At 71.3% G+C, this 22,220-nt stretch carries 17 protein-coding genes and 1 pseudogene; 9 read left to right on the forward strand and 9 right to left on the reverse strand.

Features of this window, described 5'->3' with window-relative positions:
- The 7 genes and pseudogenes from ABZ444_RS49315 to ABZ444_RS49345 all read left to right on the forward strand — a co-directional run.
- Positions 1-231, forward strand: a pseudogene (locus tag ABZ444_RS49315) (IS982 family transposase); the annotation flags it as partial.
- Positions 232-500: 269 nt separating this feature from the next.
- Positions 501-935: a S26 family signal peptidase gene (locus ABZ444_RS49320; protein ID WP_358011799.1), complete on the forward strand. Its 435-nt coding sequence runs from the start codon at positions 501-503 to the stop codon at positions 933-935.
- A 51-nt stretch (positions 936-986) separates the two neighbouring features.
- On the forward strand, positions 987-1,859 hold the full coding sequence (locus ABZ444_RS49325; protein ID WP_358011802.1) for a winged helix-turn-helix domain-containing protein: 873 nt from the start codon (positions 987-989) through the stop codon (positions 1,857-1,859).
- A 96-nt stretch (positions 1,860-1,955) separates the two neighbouring features.
- Positions 1,956-2,135 (forward strand): hypothetical protein, encoded by a 180-nt coding sequence (locus tag ABZ444_RS49330; RefSeq protein WP_125645566.1) that lies wholly within the window; start codon positions 1,956-1,958, stop codon positions 2,133-2,135.
- Positions 2,136-2,202: 67 nt separating this feature from the next.
- Positions 2,203-2,700, forward strand: a complete 498-nt coding sequence (locus ABZ444_RS49335) for a MauE/DoxX family redox-associated membrane protein (protein WP_358011804.1) — start codon at positions 2,203-2,205, stop codon at positions 2,698-2,700.
- A complete protein-coding gene (locus ABZ444_RS49340) occupies positions 2,700-3,185 on the forward strand; it encodes a hypothetical protein (RefSeq protein ID WP_358011807.1) in 486 nt (161 codons plus the stop codon). Before ABZ444_RS49335 ends, ABZ444_RS49340 begins: the two co-directional genes overlap by 1 nt.
- Positions 3,182-4,981 carry an ABC transporter ATP-binding protein gene (locus ABZ444_RS49345; RefSeq protein ID WP_358011810.1) on the forward strand — a complete coding sequence of 600 codons (1,800 nt, stop codon included), beginning with the start codon at positions 3,182-3,184 and terminating at the stop codon, positions 4,979-4,981. Before ABZ444_RS49340 ends, ABZ444_RS49345 begins: the two co-directional genes overlap by 4 nt.
- 36 nt (positions 4,982-5,017) lie before the next feature.
- On the opposite strand, the gene ABZ444_RS49350 is transcribed toward ABZ444_RS49345, so the two are convergent.
- From ABZ444_RS49350 to ABZ444_RS49365, 4 genes are read right to left on the reverse strand one after another with little or no spacing between them, the layout of a single operon-like run.
- A complete protein-coding gene (locus ABZ444_RS49350) occupies positions 5,018-5,857 on the reverse strand; it encodes a DMT family transporter (protein WP_358011813.1) in 840 nt (279 codons plus the stop codon).
- Complete coding sequence (locus tag ABZ444_RS49355; RefSeq protein WP_358011815.1) at positions 5,857-6,630, reverse strand: hypothetical protein; 774 nt, start codon at positions 6,628-6,630, stop codon at positions 5,857-5,859. The genes ABZ444_RS49350 and ABZ444_RS49355 overlap by 1 nt, the downstream gene beginning before the upstream one ends.
- Entirely contained in the window at positions 6,600-7,946 is a 1,347-nt protein-coding gene (locus ABZ444_RS49360; protein WP_358011817.1) for a serine hydroxymethyltransferase, read from the reverse strand. The genes ABZ444_RS49355 and ABZ444_RS49360 overlap by 31 nt, the downstream gene beginning before the upstream one ends.
- Positions 7,930-8,712, reverse strand: coding sequence for an SDR family oxidoreductase (locus tag ABZ444_RS49365; RefSeq protein ID WP_358011820.1), 783 nt, complete (start codon positions 8,710-8,712; stop codon positions 7,930-7,932). Before ABZ444_RS49365 ends, ABZ444_RS49360 begins: the two co-directional genes overlap by 17 nt.
- 184 nt (positions 8,713-8,896) lie before the next feature.
- Here ABZ444_RS49365 and ABZ444_RS49370 point away from each other — a divergent pair, with 184 nt between their 5' ends.
- Both ABZ444_RS49370 and ABZ444_RS49375 read left to right on the forward strand, forming a co-directional pair.
- Positions 8,897-12,853, forward strand: coding sequence for an amino acid adenylation domain-containing protein (locus ABZ444_RS49370; protein ID WP_358011823.1), 3,957 nt, complete (start codon positions 8,897-8,899; stop codon positions 12,851-12,853).
- The gene (locus tag ABZ444_RS49375) at positions 12,850-14,469 is read left to right on the forward strand and encodes a condensation domain-containing protein (RefSeq protein ID WP_358011825.1); all 1,620 of its coding nucleotides are present in this window, start codon (positions 12,850-12,852) and stop codon (positions 14,467-14,469) included. Before ABZ444_RS49370 ends, ABZ444_RS49375 begins: the two co-directional genes overlap by 4 nt.
- A gap of 5 nt (positions 14,470-14,474) precedes the next feature.
- On the opposite strand, the gene ABZ444_RS49380 is transcribed toward ABZ444_RS49375, so the two are convergent.
- The 5 genes from ABZ444_RS49380 to ABZ444_RS49400 are packed head-to-tail and all read right to left on the reverse strand — an operon-like array spanning position 14,475 to position 22,208.
- Entirely contained in the window at positions 14,475-15,638 is a 1,164-nt protein-coding gene (locus ABZ444_RS49380) for a crosslink repair DNA glycosylase YcaQ family protein (RefSeq protein ID WP_358011827.1), read from the reverse strand.
- A gap of 13 nt (positions 15,639-15,651) precedes the next feature.
- Entirely contained in the window at positions 15,652-16,479 is an 828-nt protein-coding gene (locus ABZ444_RS49385) for an SDR family oxidoreductase (RefSeq protein ID WP_358011830.1), read from the reverse strand.
- On the reverse strand, positions 16,476-17,732 hold the full coding sequence (locus ABZ444_RS49390) for an MFS transporter (RefSeq protein WP_358011832.1): 1,257 nt from the start codon (positions 17,730-17,732) through the stop codon (positions 16,476-16,478). The genes ABZ444_RS49385 and ABZ444_RS49390 overlap by 4 nt, the downstream gene beginning before the upstream one ends.
- 2 nt (positions 17,733-17,734) lie before the next feature.
- Positions 17,735-22,114 carry an amino acid adenylation domain-containing protein gene (locus tag ABZ444_RS49395; RefSeq protein WP_358011835.1) on the reverse strand — a complete coding sequence of 1,460 codons (4,380 nt, stop codon included), beginning with the start codon at positions 22,112-22,114 and terminating at the stop codon, positions 17,735-17,737.
- Positions 22,104-22,208 carry a hypothetical protein gene (locus ABZ444_RS49400; protein WP_358011837.1) on the reverse strand — a complete coding sequence of 35 codons (105 nt, stop codon included), beginning with the start codon at positions 22,206-22,208 and terminating at the stop codon, positions 22,104-22,106. The genes ABZ444_RS49395 and ABZ444_RS49400 overlap by 11 nt, the downstream gene beginning before the upstream one ends.
- Between the last annotated feature and the right edge of the window lie 12 nt (positions 22,209-22,220).

Consider the following 22,220-nt stretch of genomic DNA (forward strand, 5'->3'; position numbering starts at 1 on the left):
GGTGAGGCCGAGCGGGCCGGCGCACAGCTGTTCAAGCCGTTACGCCAGACCATCGAGTCGATCAACCAGACCTTCAAAGGCCAGCTGGACCTGGAACGACACGGCGGACGGACGCCGGCCGGAGTCATCGTCCGCATCTTCGTCAAGGTTCTGGCTTTGACCGCGGCCATCTGGCACAACGATCACACCGGACAGCCGATCAAGAGGTCACTCACCCGCTACGACCACTGATCACCCCGACCCCTTGGACTCAACCATCTAGGCGGATCACCACCGCGATGTCAGCCCGTCAAGCCTCCGCGCCGAAGGACGAGGTGTTCCTCGACGCCACAGAACCGCGCCCGTGCCCCACGAGTGTTCGCCCCCGGGAAACGGGCGCCCATGCCGTCCGAGCGTCACTCCCGCCGGACGACGGCGTTCGTCGTGGACAAGACTTCAGCCCCTCCCGCACAACCGGACGAGTCCTTGAGCCCCACGGGCCGGACGCTTACGCTCGCGCCATGCCCATGATCGCCGTGTTCTCCGCGCTGCTGGTCGTTGTCGTGTTCGTCGCCAGGCGCCGGCTGGCGGTGGTGACCGTACGAGGGGAGAGCATGGTGCCGGCGTTGCGGCCCGGTGACCGGTTGCTGGTGCTGCGCGGGAAGGCGGTCAGGCGCGGGCAGATCGTGGTGCTCGAACCGATCGGGCCGGGGATGCGCTGGCGGGACGGGCCGCTGCCCGCGGTCGCGGCCGCCGACTGGGTGGTCAAGCGGGTCGCGGCGCTGCCGGGCGAACCGGTCCCGCCGCAGTGCCCCGGGCTGCCCTCCACGGTGCCGCCCGGCAAGCTCGTGGTGCTCGGCGACGGGGAGGTCAGCGCGGACTCGCGGTTGTGGGGACTTGTCCCGGCCGACCGGGTTCTGGGGGTCGTCCTACGCACCCTTGTTAGTACGTCTTAACAGCCGCATACTCCATTATGTCCGGATATTTCCTGACAACGGGGCTGGGATATGCGTCTGGTCTTTTCTGCCGCAGGACTGGCCGCGACCACCTTCACCATCTCCCCGCTGCACCACACCCTGTTCGCCGCCCTGTGCCTGCATCATCCCGGCTTCGCCGTACCCGGATCGCCGTGGCGGGACCTGGCGCGCAGGACGCCCGCCAGAGCCATGCCGTTCGTCCGGCGTGTGCACCACGCGCCGCACAGCGTGTCCGGCTTCCTCTGGGCCGACCTGCCGCTGCCGCCCGGGGTGGGCACGCTCAGCGACGAGCTCGACGTCCAGCCCGGTCTCGGTGACGTCGCCGACGCGCTGCGCGCCTTCTACGTCAGCTGCGTGGCGCCGGAGTGGGACGCGATACACCGCCGCCTGAGCGCGCACGTGAACCGCTACTCCGAGCTGATCTGCGTGCGGGGCTTCGGCCGCACGCTGCCCAGGCTCACCCCCAGGCTGAGCTGGTACGGCTGCGACCTGCAGATCGACACCTCGGACCTGTGCCCGTCGCCGGTGGAGCTCGGCGACGGGGGCGTGGCGTTCTCGCCGCTGATGTGCGCCAGCCGGTGCTTCCTCGCCCTGTCGCCGCCCCGCGGCGACAGCAGGGCCGTCATCGCCTATCCGGTCAGCGACGGGGGCACCCGGCGCCCCGCGTCGGTGGACGCCCTGGCCCAGGTCGTCGGGCAGGCTCGCGCCAGGGTGCTGCGCTCGATCGGCGGCGGCTCGGCGACCGGCGAGCTGGCCAGGTCGCTGGCGGTGAGCGCCTCCACGGTGTCCGAGCACGTGACGGCGTTGCGGCTGGCGGGGCTCGTGAACACCCACCGCGAGGGACGGGCGGTGCGGCACGTGCTCACCTCGCTGGGGCACGAACTCCTCGAATACAGCGCCTGATTTGTCGCATTTCGGTGGCGGTCCGAAAAGATTGCCCCTCCCCTGACCCGATGGTGATGATCAGGCGAACACAGCCCCTCTCACCCAGGAGGTCGGATGACTCGCACACTGAAGGCATTAGGCGACCGGATGCTCGGCGCCCTGCTGCCCGCCAGCACCGCGGACGCCAGAGGGTGCCCCTACGAGTGCTGGTGCTACCACTGGCTCGACCACACCGCGTGGACCTGCGTGCGGCCGGACTGCACGACCTACGTGTCCTGCTACGAGTGCTGCTGACCCTCCACACCCCGCCCACGGCCCCTCCGCAGAGGGTCGTGGGCGGCCCCACCCGTGAAGGAGGGCCATGCCGTACATAGAGCTGGGCTGCCGGGCCGTGCTCTGCCTGGTCTTCCTGGCCGCGCTGGCGGGCAAGGCCACCGGCTGGCGCGCCTTCGTGTCCTCCGTCCCCGGTCTGGCTCCCAGGCTGCCCGCCGTGCCGGTCGCGGTGGCCGTACTGGCCGGCGAGAGCGCCGCCGTGGTGCTGCTCGTCCTGGGCGAGCGCGCCGGGTTCATGCTGGCCGCCGTGCTGCTCGCGGCCTTCGCCGCCGCGATTCTGCTGGCCCTGCGCCGTGGCGCCGCCGCCACCTGCCGGTGCTTCGGCGTCACGGCCGCTCCGCTGAGCCGCGTCCAGATCGTGCGCAACCTGCTGCTGATCGCGGTCGCGGTCACCGGCTGGGTGATGCCGGGCGGGCGCGTCGAACTCGCCGGGGTGGCGCTGGCGCTGGTCGCCGCCGCGGTGCTCGCCGCCGTTCTGGTGCTCTTCGACGACCTCGCCGACCTTCTCCTGGAAAGGAACCTCTGATGCCGTATGTCATCGCAGCCCTGGTCATCGTGGGCGTCATGAGCGCGCTCAACCTGGTGCTGACGTTCGCGGTGATCCGCCGGGTGCGCCACGCCGAGCAGCACGCCGCTCCCTCGGGGCCGCCGCTGCTGCCGGTGGGGTCGACCGTCCCCGACGTGCGCGGGATCGGGCGGCCCGCGATGATCGGCTTCTTCGACACCGAGTGCCAGGCCTGCCCCGGGCAACTGCCGCCGTTCCTCCAGCTCGTCGCCAACGCGGGCTACTCCCCCTCGCAGGTGCTCGCCGTCGTGTCCGGCCCCGGTGGCGAAAGCTACGCGGACGCGCTGCGCGGCAGCGCCACCGTGATCGCCGAGCCCGCCAACGGGCCGGTCTGCCTGGCCTTCCCCAACGCCGCCTTCCCCGCCTTCTACCTGCTCGACGACTCCGGCCGGGTCCGGTCGCGCGCGGTCACCGTGGCCGGGCTCGGCACCCCCGTCACCGCATGACAGACGAGGTCTCGCCCGGCGTGCTGCGGCTGGCCGGACGGGCCGTGACGGTGTGGGGGCTGGCCTGGCGGGCCGCCCCGCTCGCCGCCGTCTGCTCGGTGCTCGCCGTCATCGCCGGCGGCACGATGCCGGTGGCCGCCGCCTGGTGCACCAAGCTGATTCTGGACGGTCTGGCGGCCGGCCGTGCCGTACTGGCGCCCACGATCATGCTCGGCGCGGTGGGACTGGTCGCCGCGCTGCTGCCGCACCTGACCGAGTACACCGACGGACGGCTGCGCCGCGGCATGGGCCTGCTGACCCGCGAACGCCTGTTCACCTCGGTCAACGCCTTCGTCGGCCTCGGCCCGTTCGAGAACCCCCGCTTCCGCGACCGGCTCAGACTGGCCGAACAGGCCGGGACGGGCGCGGCCAACCAGATCCTGGCGCCCGGCCTGTCGCTGGTGCGCGGGCTGGTCACGCTGGCCGGGTTCGTCGCCGCGCTCATGGCGCTGAGCCCGGTCATGACGGCGATCGTCCTGCTGTCCGCGCTGCCGTCGCTGGGGGTGCAGCTGTCGCTGAGCAGGCGCAAGGTGCGTCTTGAGTGGCAGATCAGCCCGGCGATGCGCCGCCAGATCTTCTACGCCGACCTGCTCACCGAGGTCGAGCCGGCCAAGGAGGTGCGGCTGTTCGGGCTCGGCGCGTACCTGCGCGACCGTCTCCTCGGCGAGATCCGCGCGGTCAACCACCAGGAGCAGGCCCTGGAACGGCGCGCGCTGGCGGGACACGGGCTGCTGGCCCTGCTCGGCGCGGCGATCGGCGGCGCGGGACTGATCTGGGCGATCGCCGGCGGCCGTCTCGGCGTGGGCGACGTGGCGGTCTTCGCCGCCGCCGTCGCCGGGGTGCAGGGCGCGTTGTCCGGCGGGGTCACCCAGCTCGCCCGGCTGCACCAGGCGCTGCTGGTCTTCGGACACTACCGCGCCGTCGTCTCCGCCGCCCCTGACCTGCCCGTACGCCTGCCGCCCCGCCCGCTGCCCGCGCTCCGCTCCGGGATCGAGGTGCGAGACGTCTGGTTCCGCTACGGCGAGGGGCGACCGTGGGTGTTGCGCGGAGTGGATCTCACCATCCCGCACGGCGCCTGCGTCGCGCTCGTGGGGCTCAACGGCGCCGGCAAGTCGACGCTGGTCAAACTGCTGTGCCGGTTCTACGACCCGTCGCGCGGGGCGATCAGCTGGGACGGGACGGACCTGCGCGACGCCGACCCCGCCGAGCTGCGCTCCCGGCTGACCGCGGTCTTCCAGGACTACGTGGCCTACGACTTCACGGCGGCGGAGAACATCTCGCTCGGCTCGCTCGGTGCCTCGCCCGAGCAGGTCAGGGCGGCGGCACGGCTGGCCGGGGTGGACACGGCGCTGGAGGCCCTGCCGCACGGCTACGACACGTTGCTGAGCAACCGCTTCCTCGACGCGGCCGAGACCTCCGGCGTCGTGCTGTCCGGCGGCCAGTGGCAGCGGCTCGCCGTGGCCAGAGCGTTGATCAGGGGCGAACGCGACCTGCTCATCCTGGACGAGCCGAGCGCCGGGCTCGACGCGGAGGCCGAGCATGCCATCCACCGCAGGTTGCGCGAGCATCGGGCCGGCCGTACCAGCCTGCTGATCTCCCACCGGCTGAGCGCCGTCAAGGACGCCGATCTCATCGTGGTGCTGGCGGAGGGCAGAATCGCCGAACAGGGCACCCACACCACGCTGATGGCCGCAGGCGGCGAATACGCCCGCCTGTTCACCCTCCAGGCCAGCGGCTACACCGTCGAGATCGGCTGACGGCGCTGAACGCGTCCGCCGTCGCACAGGACTCGTCTAGGTGCTGATCATGATCGCCGCCACGAGTGCGAGGCAGATCCCGGCCATCTGGATCCTGCCCGGCCGCTCGTCGAGAAAGACCCCCGCCAGCAGGAGCGTGCTCACCGGATACAGCGAGGAGAGGGTCGCGACCAGGCTCAGCATGCCCTCCTGTTTGGCGAACAGGAAGAGGATGTTGGCCGCGATGTCGAGCGTGCCCGCCGCGACGATCGGACGAAGGGCCCAGCCACGAGGGCGCATCTCGCGTACCCCGCCCGAGAGGACCACCAGCAGGAAGATCAGGGTGACGGAGCTGCCCCGTGCCGCCAGCAACGGCCACAACCCGCCGGTCGGCGTGGTGGGGATGAGCACGAAGAAGCCGCCGAACCCCGCGCCCGCGGCCAGCGCGGTGAGAACCGCCTTCCCCTTCCCGCTCGGCACCTCACCGCCGGGCTTCTCCTTGCTGATCAGGACGATGGCGAGGACGGCCATCCCGACCCCGACGAGGGCGAGGGCGTCCGGCCGCTCGCCTGCGGCCACCCCGTAGACCGCCGGGACGCAGGCGGAGGTCGCCGACGTCACGGCGGCCGTCACCGAGATCGCTCCCATGGTCATCGCGCGGTAGAAGAGGGCCAGCCCCAGGCCGCTGGCCAGGCCGGCCAGGGCGCCTCGGGCGAGCGTCCATGCCTCCGGAGGGCCTGCGGTGAACAGCAGCAGCAGAGCGACGGTGGCCGCGCCGGTCAGATGGGAGAAGAGCGCCACCGTCAGGGCGGAGACCCTTCTCGCGGCGACACCGCCGAGATAGTCGGCGGTCCCGTAGAGAACGGCGGCGCTCGTCGCCAGAAGGGCGGCCAGCATCAACGCCCGCCTTCGGACCACAGCGAGTCCATCGTCTCGTGGGTGATGTCCTTGTCCGCGTCGGCGGCGGAGGCGTAGGCCATGTTGATGATCGTCCGGCGGCCGCTCCTGATCTCGTGGACCCGGTGGAGCGTGGTGTCCGTTCTCATCAGGTAGAGGTCTCCGGGCCTGAGCTCCATGGAGTAGATGGGATTGTCCACCAGCGCCCGGTTGATCTGCGGATTCTCCTTGTTCCACGTGGTGCCGGGCACGCATTGGACGAAGCCGCCCTCTTCGAGTGGCGGGCACTCGATCACCCAGACCAGCGCGTAGCTGTAGTCGTCCCAGTGCCAGCCGTGGGTGTCACCGTTCCTCTCCAGGACGGTGATGACGAACTGTTCCGGAAGGTACGGGCACGGCAGGACGCGCTCGCCGGCGATCGCGCCCAGCAGGTCCCTGAGTTCCGGTGATTCGTAGAGCCGGGGAATGACCGTTCCGCGTTCCCCGATCTCGTGCCGTGTCACGTTCCGCATGCGCCGTGGGGTGTGCCCGGTTTCCTTGAAGGACACGTCGCGCCGTACCCCCGCCTCGTCGACGAGGGCGAGCGCTTCGCGAGCCACGAGTGTTTTGACGTCGTCCGGCACGAGGAAGGAGGTGTTGGCGTAGCCGAAGCGGTGGAGGTGCTGCCCTGCTCTGATGATGTCGTCCGGGTCGACGGGACGCGGCCGTTCGATGACCGTCGCCTCCCTTCCATGGTCGGGGTTCAGTAGTGCGGCAGAGGGAAGTCCGCGCACATTTGCGCGACGACCGCGAGGGCGGCGGACTTCGCGTCCTGGTCGAGCGCGAAGGCCAGGTCGCCCCGGGCGGTGACGGCCGACAGCACCTGGTCCACCAGCGCCGCGCCGGCTTTCATCTCGGTGGCGCCCATTCCGCGCTGCGATGCGATGGTGCTGCCCAGCCGTATTCCGCTCGCTACGGACGGCGCCCTGCCGTCCCCTGGGATGACGTTTCTGTTGACCAGCACGCCGCACTGTTCCAGCGCGCGTTCCGCTACATATCCGGTCATTCCCTTGCCGGCGATGTCGATCATGATCATATGAGTGTCCGTGCCGCCGCTGAGCAGGTGGAAGCCGCGCCAGGAGAGCTCGTCCGCCAGGGCCCGGGCGTTCGCGACGATCCGCAGGCACGTCTGCCGGAAGTGCGGCTGGACCGCCAGGTCGAACGCCCGCGCCTTGGCCGCCATCGCGCCGGGGTTCGGCGTCCCCTGCGTCATGGGGAACACCGCGCGCTGCACGCTCTCCGCGAGGGTGAGCCCGCTGCTCCCCACCGGCGTGTCCGCCTCCCGCCCCAGCAGGATCAGGCCGCCGCGTGGCCCGCCGAGTTGCTTGTACGTGCTCGTCGTCGTCACATGGGCCAGGTCGACGGGGCTGGGATGGCAGCCGGACACCACGAGCCCCGCGATGTGCGAGATGTCGGCCAGCAGGTAGGCCCCCACCGAGTCGGCGATCATGCGCATCCGGGCGAAGTCGACGGTCCGCGGGTAAGAACTCGACCCGGCGATGATCACCCCTGGCCGGTGTCTCACGGCCAGTTCGTGCGCCGACTCGTAGTCGATGAGCCCCTGATCATCGAGCCCGTAGTGCACGGCCCGGTAGTGCCGCCCGGTGATGGAGGCGCGGGCGCCGTGGGTCAGGTGCCCACCCGAGTCGAGTTTGAGGCTCAGCAGCGTGCCGCCGGGCGGCAGCAGGCAGGAGAGCACCGCGAGGTTCGCCGCCGACCCCGAGTACGGCTGCACGTTGGCGTACTGCGCGCGAAACGCGAGGCACGCGCGTTCGACGGCCAGGCGCTCCACGCCGTCGACGTCGATGGAGCCGGAATGGAACCTCGCGCCCGGATAGCCTTCCACCGTGACGTTCGACAGGCTCGTACCCGCGGAGACGAGGACCGACGGGTCGGCGAGACTGACCGAGGCGACAAGGTTGAGCGTGTTCTTCTGCCGGGTGACGTCGCGGGCCAGCGCGGCCGCGAGCACGGCGTCGTCCTGGACCAGCCGCTCGTAGCCGCGCTGCAGCAGTTCGCCGATCTGCGACAGCTCAGTGAGAACCCGCATGCTGCTCCTGTTCGTCGTGGGCGGGGCCGATCGGTGTGAGGGCGAAGCCGCCGTCCATCACCGCGGCCGTGCCGGTGCAGAACGAGCCCGTCTCGCCGGCGAGGAACGCGACCAGCCGTCCTAGTTCCTCAGGAGCGCCGAGCCGGCCGAGCGGGGTGGCGCGCGTGCGCCGACGCAGGACGGCGGCGGTGTCGCCGGCTGTCGCCGCCGCTTCCCAGCTGCTGATCTCCAGTGATCTTTCCGTGGCGAACGGGCCGGGCAGCACGCAGTTCACCCGGACACCGTCCGCGGCCACCTCCTCCCCCAGCGTCCTGGCGAACCCCAGCAGGGCCGGCCGTAACGCGTTGGACAGCGCGAGTCCCCGGATCGGCTGGATCGCGGACGTGCTGCCGACGCAGATGACGGCCCCGCCGCGCTGTGCCCGCATCAGAGGGATCACCCGGCGGCACCCTCGGACCACGCTGAGCAGCACCGAGCCGAACGCCTCCGTCCAGTCGTCATCCGTCAGCGCGTCCCCGGCGGCCGCGCCGGGCTTCGGACCGCCGCAGTTGGTGACGAGCACGTCCACGCCGCCGAGCATGGCGATCGCCGCGGTGAGGAAGGCGTCGAGCTGGTCCGCGTCCCGCAGATCGCAGGGCAGGGCCGTGACGGCGGGGTGCGCCGTGGCGGAAGTGGTCACGGACCTGCCGCAGACCACGACCTCGCATCCTTCCTGCGCGAGCGCGTCGGCCGCGCCCCAGCCCAATCCACGGGTTCCGGCGAGCACGATCGCCCTTTTCCCGGCCAGGCCGATATTCACAGTCTCATTACCCTTTCTCGGAATGGCAGGCCAAGACTAAAGGCCCGATACCGAAGGCGGCCTGGTTCCGGCGGACCCGTGCGCGCAAACGGCACAGGTGCGCCAGCCATCAGGCAGTCCGGGAAAAGCGGCACCGACCTACGATTCCCCCATGTATTCAGCTGATCGCGGTGACGTCGAGGCCACCCTCACTTCACTCACTCCTGCGCAGCGCGCTCGATTGGAGAAGGACCTCGGCCTGGTGGCGCCGCGCGCGGCCAGCGGGTCCGCCGCCATTCGACGGCGCGACGGGGACCGCCGGGTTCCGCTGTCGTCCCCGCAGCGCCGGCTGTGGTTTCTCGACCAGCTCAATCCCGGCGACCCGACATACAACTGCACGTACGCCTTCCGGCTGTCCGGCCCGGTGAATGCGAATGTCCTGGAAACCGCGATCAATAAAATCGTCGAGCGGCACGAAGCGTTGCGCACGACTTTCGCGGAGAAGAACGGCGAGCCTTATCAGGTGGTGCACGACACCCTGGAAATCAGGCTCACGCGTGCGGGCGCCGGCGCATGGCACGGCCAAACGGTCGCCGAGGAAGCCGGAACACCTTTCGACCTGGAACGCGGACCGTTGCTGCGGGCGCGGCTCCTAAGGCTCGCGGAGCGTGACCACGTCCTGCTGCTGACCCTGCACCACATCGTCGTCGACGGCTGGTCGATGATGGTCTTCTTCTCCGAGCTCGAACGCTGGTACGACGCCGGAGTGGAGCAGTACGAGCCCGTCCTGGAGCCGCTGAGCATCCAGTACCCGGACTTCTCCGCCTGGCAGCAGACCCGGCAGGAGGCCGAGCAGTTCGCCTACTGGCGGGAGGCTCTCGACGGCCTGACCCCGCTTGATCTTCCCACCGACGGTGTCGCCGCCCTGCTGCCGGATTCCGCCGGCGCCGAGCACGTGGTCGAGCTGCCCCGCGACCTCGTCGACGACCTGCGTGAGCTCTGCGGCTCCATGGGGGCCACCCTGTTCATGGGGTTGATGACCGTGGTCAAGGTGCTGCTCGCGCGCTACAGCGGCAGCAGGGACATCGCCATCGGCGCCCCCATGCACGGCAGGACCAGACCGGAGCTCGAGCCGCTCATCGGGTTCTTCATCAACACGGTCGTCATGCGGACCGACGTGTCCGGCGATCCGACCTTCCGCCAGCTCCTCGGCCGGGTGATGCGGACGTGCGTCAACGCCTACGAGAACCAGGAGGTCCCCTTCGAGCGGCTGGTCGGTGAGCTCGGCTCGGCGGGCGGCCGGGGCGCCTCCCCGCTCACCAGGATCCTCATGCAGATCACCCAGCGCGACGACGTGCTGCCGCGGCTGGCCGGGGTGACGGCGCAGCGCATCGACGTGCCGGCGCGGACCGCGAAGTTCGACCTGTTGCTGGATTTCCGCCGCCACGGCGACACCTTCCGATGTCACGTCCAGCATCGGACCGAGGTCTTCAGCGAAGCGTATGTGAGCAGGTTCATGGCGCACTACGTGATGCTGCTGCGGAGCCTCGTGGCCGCCCCCGACGGCAGGGCACTCGCCGCGCCGATGCTGACGTCCGCCGAGCGCGAGCGGGCGGTACGCGACTGGAACGACACCGCGGCCGACTTCCCCGGCACGTCCACCTTGCACGGGCTCTTCGAGCGACGCGCGGCGGCCGACCCCGACGCTCTGGCGGTGATGTCAGGGGATCGGCGGGTGACCTACGGCGAACTCGACCGCCTGGCCAACGGCCTGGCCAGACGGCTCGAACAAGCCGGCGTGCGCCGAGGTGACCCCGTGGGGCTGCTGCTCGACAGGTCGGCGGAGCTGGTCGTCGGCATGCTCGGCGTGCTGAAGGCGAACGCCGCCTACCTGCCGCTCGACCCCGCCTATCCCAAGGCCAGGCTCGACACCATGCTGGCGCAGATACCGGTGGCGGCCATCGTCGGCGACCCGGACCGGGCGGGCGAGGGCGGCATCGACGTCGGGGCGGACAGGAGCGGCGCTCCCACCCCGCCGCGGCCGACGGCCGGCCCCGCCGATCTCGCCAACGTCCTGTTCACCTCGGGCTCGACCGGTGTGCCCAAGGGCATCCTGCTCGACCATCGCGGGCGGGTCGCCAACGTCACCGACTACAACCGGCGCTACGGCGTGGGCCCGGAGGACCGGCTGTTCGCCATCTCCTCCCCCACGTTCGACATGTGCACGTACGACATATTCGGCACCCTCGCCGCGGGCGGCACCGTCGTGATGCCGGACGCGGAGTCCTCCCGCGACCCCAAGCGCTGGCTGAAGACGCTGCGCGAGGAGCGGGTGTCCATCTGGCACTCGGCACCGCCGCTGCTCGGCCTCCTCGTCGACCAGGCGGAACGCGACGGGACCACCCTGCCGGACCTGCGCCTGGTGTTCCTGGGCGGGGACTGGATCCCGCTCTCGCTGCCCGATCGCATCCGCGCGATCGCTCTGCACGCGACCGTGGTGAGCGCGGGCGGCGCCACCGAGGTGTCGATGGACTCCACCATCTACACCGTCGGCGAGGTCGATCCCGCGTGGAAGAGCATCCCGTACGGCCGTCCCATGGCCAACCAGCTCGCCTACGTGGTGGACGAGGCCGGCGAGCCCGCTCCCGAGTGCGTGCCGGGCGCGCTGTACCTGGGCGGCATCGGGGTCGGCTGGGGTTACCACGCCCGTCCCGCCCTGACCGCGGAGCGATTCGTGCCCAACCCGTTCTCCGGGGTCCCCGGCGATCGTATGTACGACACCGGGGACGTGGCCAGGTACGGCCCCGACGGTCTGCTGGAGCTCGTCGGGCGCAGCGACTTCCAGGTCAAGATCCACGGCGTCCGGATCGAGCTGGGCGAGGTCGAGGCACAGCTGCGCAGGAGCCCCGACGTGGCGGACGCGGTGGTCATGGCACCCGGCACGATCGAGCGCCGCCTGGTCGGGTACGTACTGGCCGCCCCCGGCCGTACCGCGGATCCCGCGCGGCTGCGGACCGAGCTGACGCGAGCGCTCCCGCAGGCGATGGTGCCGTCGGCGATCGTGGTGCTCGACCGGTTCCCGCTCACCCCCAACGGCAAGCTCGACAGGCGTGCTCTCCCCGAGCCACCCGCCGCGCAGGCCGCGCCGAGCCGGGCGATGACGGACACCGAGCAGAAGGTCCACGACATCTGGTGCCGGTTGCTCGGGCACGAGGAGATCGGTCCGGAGGAGGACTTCTTCGACCTCGGCGGGGACTCCTTTCTGGCGATCAGGGCGGTTCGCGAGTTCCATCCCGACCTCCCCGTCGCCGCGCTGTTCACCAGCCCGACCATCGCCGCGCTCGCCGCGCGGGCGGACAGCGGACAACCGCGGCGGACTCCGCTGCTCCTGCCACTGCGCACCTCGACAGCGCCCCGGCTGACCATCGTCGCCGTGCCGTACGGGGGCGGCCAGGCCATCTCCTACCAGCCCCTGGCGCGGGCGCTGCCCGACGGGGTGGCGTTGACGGCCGTCGCGATCCCCGGACACGACTTCACCGGCCGGCCGCTCGCCGAGGTGCCGGACGTCGCCGCGCGGGTGGTCCGCGAGCTGGCACGGACGCCGGGTCCGATCGCCGTGTACGGCCAGTGCGTCGGCTCCGCCCTGGCGGTGGCGATCGCTCGCGGGCTGGTGGATGCCGGCCGTCCTCCGCGGGCGGTCTTCCTCGGCGGCTCGCTCGTCGTCCGTGATCCGCTCGCTGCGCTCGCACGGGACGAGTCCCTGTCCGACGATGAGCTGGCGGAGTTCCTCGGCTCGCTCGGCGGCATGGACGGTGACGTGCTGCCACTCGACCGCGCGGAGATGCTCCGGCTGGTCCGCCACGACCAGCGACAGGCCGGACGCTACTTCAGCGCCGCGCCGGACGCTCCGCTTCCCGTTCCGGCGTTCTGCGTGCTCGGTGGCGCCGACCCGACGACCGCCGACGACGGCGCGCAGAGGTACCGCGACTGGCTCAGGCACTTCTCGTCGGTACGGCTCGAAGTACTGCGGGACGCCGGCCACTACTTCATCAAGGATGACGCGAACGCCCTGGCGGACGTGCTGGTCCGCAGCATGCGCTCGCTGAGTGAGGAAAGGCGGCCGGCATGACGGGCCAGGCCATCACGGCGGAGTTCCCGCTGACCCCCATCCAGGAACTCATGCTCGCGCACAGCGTGCGCGACCCGCTGTCACCCGCCGTCCTGGTGCAGTACGCCCTGCGCTGCACCGGCCCCTTCGATCCCCTCCGGTACGGCGAGGCCTGGCAGCGCCTCGTCGACCGGCACACGGCGCTGCGCACCTGTTTCGTCCGGCGGGACGGCGCCGCGCCCGTCCAGCGGATCAACCGCTCGGCCGAGCTGCCCGTGACGATCACCGATCTGCCGGGCGCGGACCCGGGAGCAGCGCTCGCCGAACTGGCCGGAGCCGACGGGGAGCAGGAGTTCAGCCTGGCCGAGGCTCCGCTGCTGCGTGTTTCCATCGGGCGGTTGTCGCCGGGCGAGCACGTCGTTCTGGTGACGATGCACCACCTGATCGTCGACGGCTGGTCCGCCGAGCTGATGCTCGAAGAGGCGGCCTGGCACTACAGGGAGCCCGACACGCCTCGCCGGCCGACCGACTTCGGCGTCTACCTCGACTGGCTCAAGGCCCAGGACGACGTGCGCGCGGAGAGCTACTGGCGGGGCGAACTGGCGGCGGCGACGCCCGGCTGCGGGCAGTTGGGCGCGCTGCTGCGTCCGTCGCAGCACGCGGGCGGATCGCATCCGCAGGAGGTCCGCAGCACGCTGGCCTCGGCCACCGCGGAGGCACTCGTCCAGCGGGCGCGTCGCGCCCGGGTGACGCCGAACGTGCTGACCCGGTCGTTGTGGGGGCTTCTGCTGTCGCGCTACAACGGGCGGGCAGGCACGATCTTCGCGGTCACCATGGCGGGCAGGCCGTTCGAGATCGACGACGTGGACCGGCTGGTCGGGCCGTTCCTCAACAACGTCCCCGTGCTCGTCGCCGGCCCCGGTGACGAGCCGCTGGACGCCTGGCTGCTCGATCTGCAGAGGCGGCAGGCGGTCGGGGCCGACTACCAGTGGTGCTCACCCGGGCAGATCCACGGCTGGAGCGGGAAGAGCCTGTCCGCGACCACCTGCGACAGCCTGTTCGTCTTCCAGAACTACCCCGGCGACCTCGAGCTCGCCCCGCTGGCGGACGACGTCGCCGTCCATCGCGAGGCTGTGCCCGGGGCCAGCATCCGCACCGGATATCCCCTCACCGTCACCGTCACGCTCGCCGGAGAGCTGACGCTGCGGACCACGCACGATTCCGGCGTGGTGTCACGGCCGGGGGTGGAACGGCTGCACGAGGACTTCGCGGGGGTGCTCACCGCCTTCGCCGAGGGTGCGCGGACCGCCGCCGACCTGCCCCTTCCGCCGCTGTGGACGCCGCGGGCCGACGTACGCCGGGAACGGCCGGCGGCCCGCCCGTACGCGGCGCCGGAGACCGAGGTGGAGCGCAGGATCTGCGCGCTGACGGCAGAGGTCCTGGACCTCGACGACTTCGGCCTGCATGACGACGTGTTCGAGGCGGGCTGCAACTCGGTCGCCGCGATGTACCTGGCGCGGAAGCTCCAGGAAGACTTCGGTGTGCCCGTCCCCGTCGCCGAGGTCTTCCTGAACCCCACTCCCGCCCAGCTCGCGATCACCATCCTGGCGGCGGCGCTGCGCCGGGCCCGGCAGTAGCTCGATCAGCCCAGGGCCCGCACGATCCGGGCCTTGTGCTCACCCTCGTCGAGCGCGATGTCGTCGGCGCGTACATGCCCGGCGAGGGTGCGCAGGGCCGCGGCCGCCTCCTCGGGGCTCGCCCCCTCCAGCCACAGCCCGCGGACCTGGAGCACGCCGTTCTGACGGTCGAGTTTGAGGTCCGCGCGTCCACCCAGGGCGCCGCGGGCCAGGAGCGGGAGGACGTAGTAGCCGTAACGCCGGCGCTCCGCCGGAACGTAGATCTCGAAGGTGTGCTCGAAGGAGAAGACCCGCTGGACACGTTTCCGGTCCCACAGCAGGTTGTCCAGCGGTGACAGGAAGGTGGGCGGGTGGTCGGGAAGCGTCTTGGGGCCGTCCAGGCAGGCGGGGTCGGCGTAGGCGGGGCCACGCCAGCCTGGGATCTTGAGCTCGGTGACCCTGCCGTCGGCGACCGCCCGCGCGAGCGCCTCCCGCCAGGGAGCGGGCCACTTGTGCAGCCGGTAGTAGTCGGCCACCTCCCGGGCCGTTCCGATCCCGACCCTGGCGACCGCCCTGACGATCAGCTCGTAGGCCGCCCGTTCCTGGCCGGGGTCGCGGGTGTCTGTGCGCGGGGGCAGGACCCGCTCGGTGCGGTCGTATTGCCGGGCGAACCCCTGGGTCCTGCCTGCGCACATGAGGACGCCCTGGTCGAAGAGGTCCTCCAGGACCTGTTTGGCGGGTTTGAGCTTCCACCATCCGCCCGATCCCGCGCCGGCGAAGTCGGCGGCGCCGACCGGGCCCTTCGCGTCGACCGTGTCGAGGACGTGCGCATAGAGCTCGGCGTGCTCGTCGCGGACCTCCTTGTTGACCGTACTGGCCCCACGGCCCGACTCCCGCAGGTGCTCGACCCGGTGCAGGAATAACGGGTAGTCGGCCAGGTCGATCCAGCTCATGGAGTGGCCCCAGTATTCGAAACCCGTGCGATCGTGGTAGATCTGCTGGTTCAGGTGCTGGGGGTCGTAGGCGCCGTACCGGGAGAAGACGGTGAGTTCGTGGCTGCGGGCCAGGACGTCCACCGAGTCGAGCTGGATCACGCCCAGACGCTTCAGCACGTCGACCGGGCGTCGGTAGCTCTCTCCGAAGCCCTGGCTGCGCAGGGCCAGGGCGCGGATCTCTGCTTCTGTCAGCAAGTCTGCGGTTCTCCTATCGGGTGGTGAATCCGGCGTCCACCGGAAGGATGGTGCCGGTGCAGCGCGCGGCGGCGGGTGAGGCCAGCCACAGGGTCGCGGCCGCGACGTCCTCCGCGTAGGCGAGGGTGTTCAGCGGATGCAGGGCGTGCGACACCTCCTCGTAGCTCGCCGCGCCGACCCCCATCATGGCCGCCACCCCGGACAACATGCCGGGCCCTTCGCCGGGGTCCTCGTAGATCGAGGTGGGGCTGACGGCGTTCACCCTGATGCCGTAGGGCGCGTAGTCGACCGCCAGGGCCCTGGTCAGCCCGATCAGCGCGTGTTTGGCCGTGACATAGCCGGAGAACGACCGGAAGGCGATGTGGCCCGCCGTGGAGGCGATGTTGACGACGCTGCCGCTCCTGCGTTCGACCATCGAGGGAAGGACGCTCCTGGCGCAGTGCCAGGCGCCCGTCACGTTGACGTCGAGCAGGAGGTTCCAGTCGGCCTCCGCCATCTCGTGGGCGAGGACCCCGGCGGGTCCGACGATTCCGGCGTTGTTGACCAGGACGTCGATCCCGCCGAACTCCGCCAGGGCGCCTTCGACCCCTTCCTGGACGCGGAGCGGGTCGCGGACGTCGGCCTCGACGGTGACGACGCGGGCGCCCAGCTCGCCGCACCGCCGCGCCGTACTCTCCAACTGGTCGGGACGGCTCATCGGGTAGGGGCAGCCGGGCAGGTCCGCGCAGACGTCCAGAAGGACGAGGTGCGCTCCCGCCTCCGCGAAGGCGACGGCGACGGCCCTGCCGACACCCCGGGCCGCGCCGGTGACCATGACCACGCCCTGTGACGGCCAGGTCATCGTGCCTGGCCCACCGGGGTGAGGGCGGCGTCCTCCGCGTCGGTCAGCGCGATCAACCGGGAGGGCAGCAGCCAGACAGCCGGCAGCAGCCCGCCGATCGCCCCGATCAGCAGCGTCGGCCACAGACCCACGGCCTCGCCCAGTGCGCCGCCCGCGACATAGCCGAGCGGCACGGTCCCCCAGACGAGGAAGCGCATGCTGGCGCTCATCCGGCCGAGCAGTCGATCCGGTGTGATCCCCTGCCGCAGGCTGACCTGGTTGATGTTGTAGACGGGGTTGGAGAAACCCCAGACGAACATGCTCACCAGGAGCACGGGCACGGTCAGCGAGCCGAGCGCGGGGGCGGCGGGGATCAGCAGCAGCGCGGCGTTGCCGATCAGCAGCCCCCAGGCGATCGTCCGCCCGAGGCCGAACGCCAGGGTGCCGCGCTCGGTCAGGAAGGAGCCGAGCACCGACCCGGCGCCCGAGACGGCGAAGCTGAGGCCGACCATGCCGGGGGCGAGCCGCAGGTCTTCCGTGAGGTAGAGCACGTAGACGGTGAACAGGATGCGGCCGAAGAAGTTGCTGGTCGCCGTCGTGGCCGCGATCACCCGGAGGTAGCGGTTGCGCAGGACGAAGGCCAGGCCCTCGCGGACCTCCCTGAGCAGATTGCGGCCCGCCGGGTCCGGCGGCACCGGCTCTTCCCGCTTCTTGATCAGCATCAGGCCCAGGGCGGACAGGAGGAAGGAGGCCGCGTCGATGATCATGGCGGCGGGCGCGGTGACGATCTGCACCAGCACTCCCGCCGCACCGGGACCGGACACCTGGGCGATGGTGGCCGTCGCGGTCATCTTGGCGTTGCCCTCCGTCAGCTCCTCCCGGCCGACCAGCGTCGGCAGGTAGGACTGGTAGGCCACGTCGAAGAACAGGCCGAGGGTGCCGAAGACGAAGACGATGACGTAGAGATGCTCGATCAGGAGCAGGTCGAGCGCCGCCAGCAGCGGGACCAGACCGATGCAAACCGCGCGGAGGACCTCCGAGATGATCATCAGCGGCCGGCGGCGTAACCGGTCGACCCACACCCCGGCGACCAGACCGAAGACGAGGTAGGGCGCGAACTGCGCGGCACCGAGGATCCCCAGCTCGGCCGGTGAGGCGTGGAGCACGAGGATCGCCAGGAGCGGCATCGCGATGGTCGTGACCTGGTTGCCGATCTCCGAAACGGTGTCGCCGGTCCAGAGCTTGAGAAAGTCACGGTTCTTCCAAAGGGACATGGTCAAGGCTTTCGTGTCGTGGTCGCGGAGCGGGCCGTGGCGCTCAGGTCGGTGATCGTGGCCAGGGTGGCGGCCGCCAGGGCGGCGGCGGTGGCTGGAGCGGTTCGCAGGTCGTGGGTCCAGGTCAGCCGCAGCGTTCCGGACACGACCTCGGCCTCGACGGACAGCAGGCGCGTGCGCGGCGACGCTCCCGCCCTGTCGTTCGCGCTCAGGTCGTAGGGACGGGTGACGCGAGCGAACGCCGGCCCGTCGCCTTCCACCTCCAGACGGTGCCCGAGGTAGTTGAAGGCGACCTCGGGTTCGGTGAGCGCGGCCAGCGCCTCGCGTACGGGCGCGGGGCCCAGATGGCGCAGGGCGGCGTACCTGGCCCCGCGGTTGGGCACACCGTCCAGGACGGAGGCGACGTGGCCGAGCGTCTCAGCCGCCGAGGCCCAGGTGAGATCCACGGTGACGGGAAAGATCGCGGTGAGCCAGCCGACGGTCCTGGTGAGATCGCCCTCCCCGCGCAGGGGCTCCCTGCCGTGCCGCTCGACGTCCACCTTGAGTGCGCTCGCTCCGCACCATCGGCGGATCGCCAGCGCGGTACCGGTCAGCAGGAACGCCTCGAAGCTGACCCCAGCCGCTCGGGCCGCGTCCGCCGCCAGGCTCGTGGCCTCCCTGCTCAGCTCCCGCCGTACGGTCGCCGCGCCCGCCTCGGTGGCGGACTGGTCCGGGTGGTCGACGGGCAACGCGTCGGTGGGGACGCCTCCGGTGGCGGTCCAGTGGGTGAGCTCGCCGCTCGCCTGCGCGCTGTGGGCGTAGGCGGCGAGTTCCGCGGCGAACGCGGCGGCGGAGTCGGTCGGAGCCGGGCGCGGGCGGTCGGCGTAGGCGGCGGCGAGGTCCTGCAGCAGGATCTCCCACGACACGGCGTCCACGACGAGATGGTGGGCGACGAGCGCCACGAGCGGCCCGTCGGGCAGCCCGTGCAGCACCAGGGCCCGAACCAGCGGGCCGCGCTCCAGGTCCAGGCCGGTCTGCACCTCGTGCAGGGCCCTGCGTACCCGGTCCGCGCGGTGGCCGCCCGGCACGGTGCCGAGGTCGAACACCCTGACGAGCTCCGGGCCGGGCTCCTTGGCGCCGCCGGGCAGCCCGTCGCCGGTCAACGCGGGATGAGCTCGCAGCACCGCCCGCAGCGCCGTCTCGAATCGGCCGACGGACCAGTCCTGTCGCGGGCTGAGCCAGACGCTCTGGTTCCAGTGCGCCGGCTGCGGCATCCCCTGTTCCATGAACCATTGCTGCATGGGGGTCAGCCCGCGGCCGGAGGAGGCGGGCGTCGCCGGGGTCGGTGCGGGCACGTCGAGCATGGCCGCCATGCCCTGCGCGCTCTGCCCGATCAGCACGTCGCCCGGCCGCAGGCGCAGCCCTGCCGTACGCGCGGCCGTCGCCACCCGCATGGCGATGATCGAGTCGCCACCCAGCTGGAAGAAGTTGTCGGTGACCCCGACTCCCTCCAGGCCGAACGCCTCGGCGAGCAGCCCGGCGATCACCTCTTCCACCGTGCCGGCCGCGGCGTTCTCCCGCTCCTCCGCCGGGACGGCGAGCTCGGGCAGCGCCTGAGCGTCCAGCTTCCCGTTGGCGGTCATGGGAAGCGCGTCGATGACACCGATCCTGGCCGGGATGGCGTGCGCGGGCAGGACGGTGGCCAGATGCTCGCGCAGTTCGCGGGAGGCGGGGACGGCCTGCCGGTCCGCTGCCACCACGTAGGCGACCAGGTGAGTTCCCCGGTGCTCGTCGTGGCGGACGACGAGCGCGGCGTCCGCGACCGCCGGGTTGGTGCGCAGCGCGGCCGCGATCTCCCCCGGTTCGAGGCGGAAGCCGCGGATCTTGACCTGCTCGTCGACCCGGCCCAGGTAGCAGAGATCCCCTTCGGCGGTACGGACGGCCAGATCGCCGCTCCGGTAGAGGCGCTCTCCCGGCGTGGCGGCGAAGGGGGACGGCACGAAGCGCAGTGCGGTGGTCCGTGGATCGCCCGCGTAGCCGTGGGCCAGACCCGCGCCCCCGACGTGGATCTCGCCCGGCGTCCCGTCGGGCACGGGCAGGCCGTCGTCCCCGAGGAGATGGATCGACAGGTCCGCGAGGGGCCGGCCGATCAGGCTGCCCGCCCCGGACTCCACGTCGTGCTCGGTGACTTCCCGGTAGGTGACGTGCACGGTCGTCTCGGTGATGCCGTACATGTTGATCAGTTTCGTCCGGCCCCGGGGAACGTGGTCGTACCAGTCCCTCAGCTTGCCGTGGTCGAGCGCCTCGCCGCCGAAGATCACGGTCCGCACGCTCTCCGGAGGGCGCCCGCGCGCCTTGACCGCGGCAGTGAGCTGGGAGAAGGCAAGCGGTGTCTGGTTGAGCACGGTGACCCGCTCGGCGTCCAGGAGCTCCAGCAGGTCCTCGGGCGACCTGCTGACCTCGTGGGGAACGATGACCAGTGCGGCCCCGTGGCTCAGCGCTCCCCAGATCTCCCAGACGGAGAAGTCGAAGGCGAAGGAGTGGAACAGCGTCCAGACGTCGTCCTCAGTGAAGCGGAACAGCGCTTCCGTCGCGCTGAGGAGCCGGTCGACGCAGGCGTGGCTGATGACGCAGCCCTTCGGCGCGCCCGTGGAACCCGAGGTGTACATGAGATACGCGGGTGCCGCGGGGTGGATCGGCGGGCCGCTCAGCGGTTCGGCGGAGAAGCCGGGAGCCTCGTCGAGGGGGATCGAGGGAAGCCGGGTGCCGGGGAGCGCGCCCAGGACCAGGCCGGCCCGCGAGTTCCGCAGCAGGAGCCGGAGCCGTTCGGGCGGGTAGGCGGGGTCGAGCGGCAGGTAGGCGCAGCCCGCCTTGAGCACGGCGAGGAGACCGGCGACCAGCTCGGCGGATCGTCCCGCCGCCAGGCCCACGACCTGGCCTGGCTCCGCGCCCTGCGCGACGAGCCGCCTGGCCAGCCGGTTGCTCCAGGCGTCCAGAGCCCGGTAGGAGATCCGCCGGTCCCCGCAGATCACCGCCGTCCTGTCGGGATGGCGCTGGACGCTCCGCGCGAAGCGCGCGGTGAGATCACCCGACGGCCGCGGATCTCGCGCGCGCACGGGCTCGGGCCGCGGAAGCAGGTCGCGCAGGGTGCGGTCAGGCTCGGCGAGCGTGGCCCACAGGATCTCCTCCCACAACCCGGCGAAGCGTGCGGCGGCCGACGGCGACAGCAGCGAGGTCCGGTAGATCAGGGCACCGGAGAACACCTCGCCTTCGTCGGACACGTAGACGTTCACGTCGAACTTCACCGTGCCGGTGTCGATGCCTTCCGGGGTTCCGGTCGCGGCGCCGAGCCGGACCGGCTCCGACGGCTGCGCGTCCATGTTCAGGACGACGGTCGGCACCCAGGTTCCGCCGAGCGCGCGGGCGGCCGTCAGCACCTGCGCCAAGGGGATCGTGTGGTCCTCGAAGGCGTCCAGCCACGATTCGCGGGTGCGGGACAGCAGCTCGCGGAACGTCAGCCCGGCGTCGACGTGCCCGCGCACCGGAAGAAGGTTGACGAAGAACCCCAGCACGTCCTGGAGGTCGGTCCGGTCGCGGCCGTCCACCGGCACCGCGAGCACGAGATCGTTCTGCCTGCTGTTCAGCCAGGTGACGACGAACAGGCTCGCGAGCAGGACGGTGAAGGGCGTGCATCCGGAGTCGGCTGCCGTGCTCCTGATCCGCGCCGTCAGCTCGGGCGGGAAGCGTACGGGAACCTCGCCGCTCGTTCCGGCTTCGGCGCCGCCCCGCCGGTCGCCGTAGACGCGCACCGGTTCGGCCCCCGACAGGCCGGCGGCCCGCCGGGCGACGGCGGCCGCCCAGGCGCCCGACTCCGCCGCCGCCCGTTGGCGGCGGGCGTAGGCCAGATATCCGGTGGCCGGGCCGGGGATCGCCGATCCCGCGTAGGCGGCCGTCAGTTCCCTGAAGAACACGCGGAACCAGCCGTCGGCGGCCAAGTGGTGGATCACCACGACCAGGACGCACCTGTCGTCGCCGAGCCGCAGCAGCGCCACCCGGAACGGCGGTCCCTCGGCGAGGTCGAACGTCTGCTCCGCGTACGCCGACACCAAGGCGTCGACCTCGCCGGCGCCGACGTCCCTGACGTCGACGCGCACGGGCAGCCGGGGGTGCACCCGTTGAACGGGCCCCTCGTGGAAGGTCGTACGCAGAACGCTCTGCCTGGCGGCGACCACCTCGAGCGCCTGTTCGAGGCGGATCGGGTCGACGGTTCCGGCCAGCTCCACCTTCATCGCGCTGTTGTAGGCGGTGTTCGCCAGCCACAGCCGTTCCTGCTCGAAAGACAGGGGGGCGTCGGCCGTCACCGCCTGGCGCCGGACGCCCTTGTACCGGAGGTCATCGGCCATCGGTCAGCTCTTCGATCGCGTGGGCGAGGGCGGTGATGGTGGGAGTGTCGAAGATCTGCCGTAACGGAAGATGAACACCGAAAGCCTGCCTGATCTCAGCAGTGGC

The sequence above is a fragment of the Nonomuraea sp. NPDC005730 genome (assembly GCF_040630865.1).
Taxonomy (GTDB): Bacteria; Actinomycetota; Actinomycetes; order Streptosporangiales; family Streptosporangiaceae; genus Nonomuraea.

What these genes read in the sequence shown, in the direction of transcription:
- ABZ444_RS49320 (WP_358011799.1), top strand. Translation starts at nt 501, where the DNA reads ATGCCCATGATCGCCGTGTTCTCCGCGCTGCTGGTCGTTGTCGTGTTC.
- ABZ444_RS49325 (WP_358011802.1), top strand. Translation starts at nt 987, where the DNA reads ATGCGTCTGGTCTTTTCTGCCGCAGGACTGGCCGCGACCACCTTCACC.
- ABZ444_RS49330 (WP_125645566.1), top strand. Translation starts at nt 1,956, where the DNA reads ATGACTCGCACACTGAAGGCATTAGGCGACCGGATGCTCGGCGCCCTG.
- ABZ444_RS49335 (WP_358011804.1), top strand. Translation starts at nt 2,203, where the DNA reads ATGCCGTACATAGAGCTGGGCTGCCGGGCCGTGCTCTGCCTGGTCTTC.
- ABZ444_RS49340 (WP_358011807.1), top strand. Translation starts at nt 2,700, where the DNA reads ATGCCGTATGTCATCGCAGCCCTGGTCATCGTGGGCGTCATGAGCGCG.
- ABZ444_RS49345 (WP_358011810.1), top strand. Translation starts at nt 3,182, where the DNA reads ATGACAGACGAGGTCTCGCCCGGCGTGCTGCGGCTGGCCGGACGGGCC.
- ABZ444_RS49350 (WP_358011813.1), bottom strand. Translation starts at nt 5,857, where the DNA reads ATGCTGGCCGCCCTTCTGGCGACGAGCGCCGCCGTTCTCTACGGGACC.
- ABZ444_RS49360 (WP_358011817.1), bottom strand. Translation starts at nt 7,946, where the DNA reads ATGCGGGTTCTCACTGAGCTGTCGCAGATCGGCGAACTGCTGCAGCGC.
- ABZ444_RS49370 (WP_358011823.1), top strand. Translation starts at nt 8,897, where the DNA reads ATGTATTCAGCTGATCGCGGTGACGTCGAGGCCACCCTCACTTCACTC.
- ABZ444_RS49375 (WP_358011825.1), top strand. Translation starts at nt 12,850, where the DNA reads ATGACGGGCCAGGCCATCACGGCGGAGTTCCCGCTGACCCCCATCCAG.
- ABZ444_RS49385 (WP_358011830.1), bottom strand. Translation starts at nt 16,479, where the DNA reads ATGACCTGGCCGTCACAGGGCGTGGTCATGGTCACCGGCGCGGCCCGG.
- ABZ444_RS49390 (WP_358011832.1), bottom strand. Translation starts at nt 17,732, where the DNA reads ATGTCCCTTTGGAAGAACCGTGACTTTCTCAAGCTCTGGACCGGCGAC.
- ABZ444_RS49395 (WP_358011835.1), bottom strand. Translation starts at nt 22,114, where the DNA reads ATGGCCGATGACCTCCGGTACAAGGGCGTCCGGCGCCAGGCGGTGACG.